This window comes from Thermophilibacter sp. (genome assembly GCF_966187215.1).
Map to the genome: position 1 here is coordinate 1 of NZ_CBIFYV010000032.1, position 6,748 is coordinate 6,748.

At 70.1% G+C, this 6,748-nt stretch carries 4 protein-coding genes and 1 tRNA gene; 2 read left to right on the forward strand and 3 right to left on the reverse strand.

Annotated elements, in window-relative coordinates; genetic code table 11:
* The first annotated feature begins 179 nt into the window (after positions 1 to 179).
* Positions 180 to 3,299, forward strand: a complete 3,120-nt coding sequence (locus ACWTSU_RS03130) for a glycoside hydrolase family 3 N-terminal domain-containing protein (RefSeq protein WP_455138422.1) — start codon at positions 180 to 182, stop codon at positions 3,297 to 3,299.
* 301 nt (positions 3,300 to 3,600) lie between these two features.
* Here the strand turns inward: ACWTSU_RS03130 and ACWTSU_RS03135 are convergent, their stop codons facing one another.
* Together ACWTSU_RS03135 and ACWTSU_RS03140 are read right to left on the reverse strand one after the other, a co-directional pair.
* Positions 3,601 to 4,161 carry a LemA family protein gene (locus tag ACWTSU_RS03135; RefSeq protein WP_455138423.1) on the reverse strand — a complete coding sequence of 187 codons (561 nt, stop codon included), beginning with the start codon at positions 4,159 to 4,161 and terminating at the stop codon, positions 3,601 to 3,603.
* Positions 4,162 to 4,239: 78 nt separating this feature from the next.
* Positions 4,240 to 4,332: transfer RNA gene (locus ACWTSU_RS03140), tRNA-Ser, on the reverse strand.
* A 59-nt stretch (positions 4,333 to 4,391) separates the two neighbouring features.
* On the opposite strand from ACWTSU_RS03140, the gene tadA reads away from it, so the two are divergent.
* A complete protein-coding gene (tadA, locus tag ACWTSU_RS03145) occupies positions 4,392 to 4,901 on the forward strand; it encodes a tRNA adenosine(34) deaminase TadA (RefSeq protein ID WP_455138424.1) in 510 nt (169 codons plus the stop codon).
* A 176-nt stretch (positions 4,902 to 5,077) separates the two neighbouring features.
* Here tadA and ACWTSU_RS03150 read toward each other — a convergent pair whose 3' ends face one another.
* Complete coding sequence (locus ACWTSU_RS03150; protein ID WP_455138425.1) at positions 5,078 to 6,622, reverse strand: L-lactate permease; 1,545 nt, start codon at positions 6,620 to 6,622, stop codon at positions 5,078 to 5,080.
* Positions 6,623 to 6,748 lie beyond the last annotated feature (126 nt).

Consider the following 6,748-nt stretch of genomic DNA (forward strand, 5'->3'; position numbering starts at 1 on the left):
GACCATATGTGCGAGTTTTCATGCTTTCCCTTCCCTTGGCCCGGTGCTGCGTCCGCCCGCGAGCGTCCTCCTGCCATTGTAGCGCGCCTCCCGCGAGTGGGAGGCGACGGCGCGAAGTCCTGACGGGAGCCCTGCGCGCTCCGTCCGGGGGCTGCCCTATCATGGGGGGAGACCGCGGCGTGAGGCAGGTGATAGTGGCAGAGGGAGCGGACACGGCCAAGAGGGGGCGCGGGGCGAGAAGGGCCCGGCGCGCGTGGCTCGTGGCGCGGCGCTGCCTCGCGGTCGCGGCGGTGCTCGCGCTGGCCGCGGCCACGGCGGCGCTCGCCGTGCTCGGGGACACCGCCCGGGCCTATCTGGGCATGGACGCCACGGTGCAGGTCTCCGCCGAGGACGCGGACGCCACGATGGCGGCGGGACGCGCGCTCGCCGAGCGCGTGGAGGGCGAGGGCCTCGTGCTGCTGCGCAACGAGGACGGCGCGCTGCCGCTGCCCGCCGACGTCACGCGGGTCAACGTCTTCGGGTGGGCCTCGACGGCGTGGGTCGCCTCGGGCTCGGGGTCCGGGCAGGTGGCCGGCCAGACCATGGGGCTTCTCGACGCGCTGGAGGAGCGCGGGGTCTCGTACAACACCGAGCTCACGGACATGTACCGCTCCGTCCAGGACGGGCGGCCGTTTGACGACGCGGGCTCGCTCAACTGCGACGACACGGAGTTCTGCCGGCTCTGCGAGCCGAGCGTGGACGACTCGGGGCTCTACACGCCCGAGCTGCTGGAGCACGCGCGCGCGTTCTCGGACACGGCGATCGTGGTGATCGGGCGCCGGGCGGGGGAGTCGGTGGACTGCCCGCGCGCGCAGTACCGGGTGCTCGACGGCTCGGGGGAGGTGCACGTGGACGCCACGCGCGGCTACCTCGAGCTCTCGCGCGAGGAGGAGGCGCTGCTCGCCTACGTGGGCGCCACGTACGAGCACGTGGTCGTGGTCGTCAACTCCACCAACGCGATGGAGCTCGGCGAGCTGGAGACTACGCCGGGCATCGACGCCGCGCTGCTCGTGGGCGCCACCGGCGAGGTAGGCGCGCGCTCGGTTGTCGACGCGCTCTGGGGTGACGTCAACCCCTCCGGCCGCACGACCGACACCTACGCCTACGACCTCGCTACGTCGCCGGCCTGGGCGCACGCCGGGGTTGCGGGCGAGGGCTCCTACACCAACGGCGCGGGCCTCTACCCGGCCGACGGCACCCAGAACGTCAACGTGGGAACGCCGGAGCCCTATGACGCCGTGCGCTACGTTGACTATGCCGAGGGCATCTACGTGGGCTACCGCTGGTACGAGACGGCCGACGCCGAGGGCTTCTGGGACGACGTCTCAAACGAGCACGGCCAGGGCTACGACGGGGTGGTGCAGTACCCGTTTGGCTACGGGCTCAGCTACACGGACTTCTCGTGGGAGGTCACGGGCGGCTCGCTGACCGAGGGCGTGCGCCCCGAGCGCGACACGCCCCTGTCGCTCACGGTGCGCGTGACCAACACGGGCGCCGCGGCGGGGCGCGACGTGGTGGAGCTGTACTGCTTGCCGCCGTACGAGCCCGGGGGCATCGAGAAGTCCGCGGAGGTCCTGGTGGCCTACGGGAAGACCGGCCTGTTGCGACCGGGGGAGAGCGAGGACGTGACGCTGTCGTTCACGCTGGACGACGTTGCCTCCTACGACTGCTACGACGCCAACGGCAACGGGTTCCGCGGCTACGAGCTCGAGGCGGGCGACTACGTGGTGCGCCTCATGCGCGACGCGCACACGCCGGCCGCGTGCGCGGGGGCGGAGGCCACGGTGCGCCTGCCGCGGGACGTGCGCTGCGAGACGGACCTCGTCACGGGGGCGGTCGTGACCAACCGCTTCACGGGCGACGACGCCGTCGACGGCGTCTCGGTCGACGGGTCTGACGACGGCGCGGGCGGGGAGGGCTCCGGCGTCACGTACCTCACCCGGGCCGACTTCGCGGCCAGCTTCCCGGCGCGACGCGGCCGCAACCGGGCGATGTCCGACGAGGTGGCGGCGCTCAACCTCTATGACGCCAGCCAGGCGGAGACGGGCGACGGGGACGCCGGCGCTGACGCCGCTGCCGGCGCGCAGCCGGAGGTCTCGCGCACCGGCGCGGGGTGGGAGCTCGTGCGCTCCGGCGAGCTCACGGCGCTCGGGCGCAGCCTGGGCTCGGACTACGATAGCGCGCTCTGGGAGATCCTGCTGAACCGGCTCTCGGTGCGGGACATGAGCCGCCTCGTGCTCCACGGCTATCTCGCCACGGGTGCCGTCGACGCCCTGGGCAAGCCGCTCACCAAGGAGGTGGACGGTCCGGCGCAGGTGGGCTCATTCAACCAGCTCAGCTATGGCGTGGGCTACCCGTGCGCCACCGTGCTGGCGCAGACGTGGGACGCGGGCCTCGCGCGGGAGTACGGTCGCCAGCTCGGGCTGGAGGCGGCGGTGCTCGGTGTGGACGGGCTCTACGCGCCCTGCGCCGATCTCCACCGCACGCCGGCGGGCGGGCGCAACTACGAGTACTTCTCGGAGGACCCGCTGATCTGCGGGACCATGGCGGCCCAGGTCGCGGGCGGGGCCGCGGACGCGGGGACGCACTGCTACCTCAAGCACCTGGCCGTCTACACGCAGGAGTCCTACCGCGACTCGCTCTACGTCTGGCTCACCGAGCAGTCGCTGCGCGAGCTCTATCTGAGGCCGTTCCGGATCGCGGTGCGCGACGGGGCCACGGGGGTCATGACCTCCTACAACCGTCTGGGGGCGGTGTGGGCCGGGGGCAGCCGCGCGCTGCTCACGGACGTGCTGCGCGGGGAGTGGGGCTTCGAGGGCGCCGTCATCACCGACTACGCCGACCACCAGCAGTACATGAGCGCCGACCAGGCCCTCGCTGCGGGCGGCGACCTCTACATGGACGGCGTCTTCCGCGACGGCTCGTTTGCCAGCGGGTTCGACCAGGGGGCACCGGCTGCCTCCGAGGGGTCCGAGGAGCTCGCGCGCTACGCCGCGTTCGTGGCCGACCTGCGCCGCGCCACCAAGAACGTGCTCTACGCGTGGCTGAGCGCGCGCGTGAGCAACCTCGCCTACAACGAGGCCGCCGCCGAGGCGGGCGCCGAGCCCATCGAGCGCCCGCTCAAGGTCGAGAGCCCCGACTACCTGGGTTGCGCGCTCGCGCTCGCCGACGCGGTGGCCCTCATGGGCACGGTGGTGTGGGTGCACGGGGCGATCGAGCACCGGCGGGCGGCCCTTCTCGCCCGTCGCGCCAAACAGTGACGTCCTCCCTCGCTCCTCTTTCGCCTGTCGCCTGCTCCGTTCCCGCCGGCTGGCGCCCCACCGCTCTGCCTCCTCCTGTCTCCCGCCTCGCTCCCTCGCCCCTCCGCGTCGCCAATTAACACGCAAAATCTGACATCCATAAACCTTAATCCTGCGATTATATGAATATGAAATCATTTTTTGCGGGTTATCTGCTTGCGAGCAGGGCAAGAGAGTCTCGCGAGAAGGTGGGCGGGAGAAGAACACGCGAGGGGACGGGAGAGCTTTGCGAGAAAGATCGCGAGGCGAACGCGTCGCGCGGCTAGAAGCGAACCTGCGGGGCCTGGCGGGCGGCGTCGCTTGCGGCCTCGAAGCCCGTGCGCGGCTTGAAGCGCTTCCCGGCGACGACGCTGCCGGGGAAGGTCTCGATCGCGTTGTTGTACTCGAGCACCATGTCGTTGAAGCTCATGCGCGCGTAGCTGATGCGGTTCTCCGTGTCCGCGAGCTCGCTCTGGAGCTGCGAGAAGTTGGCGTTGGCCTTGAGGTCGGGGTAGGCCTCGGCCACGGCGAAGAGGCTGCGCAGCGTGTCCGTGAGGACGTTGGAGGCCTCCATCTTGGCCTCGGGCGTGGGTGCGCTGTCCACGGCAGCGCGCGCCCGCGTGACGGCGTCGAGCGTGGACGACTCGTGCGTGGCGTAGCCGCGCACCGTCTCAACGAGGTTGGGGATGAGGTCGCTGCGCCGCTGGAGCTGGGCGTCGATGGTCTGCCAGGCGTTGTCGCACTTGTTGTCAGCCGTGACGATGCCGTTGTAGATGCTGATGACCCAGACGACCACCGCGATCACCACGACGACCACGATGACGGGGATGACCCAACCGGGCATGGCTCCTCCTTGCCTGAGGGGGCGACCCTCATAGGGGTGCGACCGCCGCGGCGCGACGGCGCTCGGACAGCCGACGCATGGCGGAGGAGGAGGGATTCGAACCCTCGGAACGGGGGTTGCCCGCTCGACGGTTTTCAAGACCGCTGCAATCAACCACTCTGCCACTCCTCCGAGTGCGCGAGCACTAGTATCCTACCCCATGTGGGGCCCCGGCGAGCGGAGGGAGCAGGGTGGCCGAGAAGGACGACGCGCCGGCCGGCGCGGCCGTGGACGGCGGCGCGGCGGCAAGCGACGACGAGCGCTACATGCGTCTCGCACTCGAGGAGGCCGACGCGGCGGCGGTCGAGGGCGAGGTGCCCATCGGCGCCGTGGTGGTGTGCGACGGCCAGGTGGTCGCGCGCGCCCACAACCGCCGCGAGACCGATGCCGACCCCTCCGCGCACGCGGAGTTCACCGCGATGGTGGCGGCATCGTGCGCGCTCGGCCGCTGGCGGCTCACGGGCTGCACGGTCTACGTGACGCTGGAGCCGTGCCTCATGTGCGCGGGTCTCATGGTGAACGCGCGCGTGGACCGCTGCGTGTACGGGGCGGCCGACCCCAAGGGCGGCGCGCTCGGCACGCTCTTCGACGTGAGCTGCGACCCGCGGCTCAACCACGCCTTCGCGGTCACGTCCGGCGTGCTCGCCAACGAAGCCGCCGACCGTCTGCGCGCCTTCTTCCGCGCCCGTCGTCGCAAGTAATCGGGCTTCTCGTCCGCTGTTGAGCTCCTGCCAAAACGAACGCTTTGGACCCAAAAACGTTCGCGAGGCCGGGGGCTTCTCGGCTGCTCCCTGCCTCGCGAAAGTTCTTCTCCCCAGCCCGTCGTTTGGGCGGGGTTGGGATGTTCCTTGTGAGGCTCGGTCCCGACGCCCGGGCCCTAGAGCACGAGCGTCCCCACGTACACCAGGACGGACATGCACGCCGCGAAGGCAAACGCGTACTTGGCGATCTTGCCGAGGATCTCGCCGTCCTTGCCCTCGAGCCCGCACGCGGCGCAGCCGATGGCGATGTTCTGCGGGGAGAGCATCTTGCCCGCGCTCACACCGAGGGAGTTGGACGCCACGAGCCAGGTGGGGTCGGTGCCGATGGCCTCGGCGGCGTGCTGCTGGACGGTGCCAAAGAGGACCTCGCTGGAGGTGCCGGAGCCGGTCACGAAGGTGCCGAGCGCGCCGAGCCACGGGGCCACGATGGGGTAGGCCCCGCCGAGCGCTGCCACGAAGAAGGCGGCGATGCTCGCGATCATGCCGGAGTAGCTCATGATCTTCGCGCAGGCCAGCACGCCAAGCATCGTGATGATGGTGTGGGCCATCTGCTTGCACGTGGCAACGAGCACCTGCCACATTTCACGCGCGGGGCAGTGCTGGATGATGCCGCCGACGATGCCGCAGATCATGATGAGCACGCCGGGGGTGTTGACCCACGTGAACGTGAGGGTAGCCGTGGGGTCACCCGCGTAGATGTTGACCGTGCTGGTGATGGAGGACAGCGGGTCGTGGACGAAGGGCAGAAGCTGGCTCGTGGCGAGCAGCACCACGAAGATCAGGATGAAGGGCGACCATGCCACGAGCTGCTCGGAGGGGGTGTCGCTGTGGGTGGGCGTGTCGTCGCCGAGGTGGTACTCCTCGGGGACGGGGCGGCCGTGGGTGCGCAGGCAGAAGAGGAACGTCACCACGAGTGAGACCACCGCAGCCACCACGTCGGCGAGCGCGGGGCCGATGAAACGGGCCGCGAGCACCTCGGGGATTGCGAAGGAGAGACCGGCCACGAGCGCTGCCGGCACGGCGCCCCTGAGCGCCTTGAGGCCGCCGCCCACGATGACGACCATGATGATCGGGCACGCCACGTTGAACGGGAACACCTGGAGGGCCTGCGTGAACGCCAGCTGGAACTGGTCGATGCCGGTGAGGGAGGCGAGCGTGGTGGTGGGGATGCCGATGGAGCCGAACATGGTGGGCACGCCGTTGGCCACCAGGCAGGCGAGGATGGCGGTCATGGGGTTGATGCCCAGGGCCATGAGCATGCTCGCGGGGATGGCCACCGCGGTGCCGAAGCCGGCCATGCCCTCGAGGAAGCCGCCGAAGCACCAGCCGATCAGCAGCGTGAGGAGGCGCTTGTCCGCGGACACGGAGCAGAGCATGCGCTTGATGACCTCCATGGCGCCGGTGTGCACGGTGAGGTTGTAGGTGAACACGGCGGCGATGATGACGATGACGATGGGCCACAGCGCCATGAGAAAGCCCTCGAGCGCGGCGGTGGCTATGTTGACCGGCGTCATCCCCCAGCCGACCATCGCGCAGACGACGGCCACGACGAGGGCGCCGAGGCTCGCCACGTGCGCTTCCATGTGCAGGCCGCAGAGGGCGATGACCAGCCAGATGATGGGGAGCAGGGCAACGACGAACATTCCAAAGAGCTCGAGCATGGTGACTCCAGAGGTCGCGCGGACAATCAAGTCCCAAATCTAGCACTTTGGAGCCGCTCACGGCACGAGACGCGACCGCTCGCCGATGGTCCCAAAAGGGGACAGGAGAAAACCGGGACACGCCGG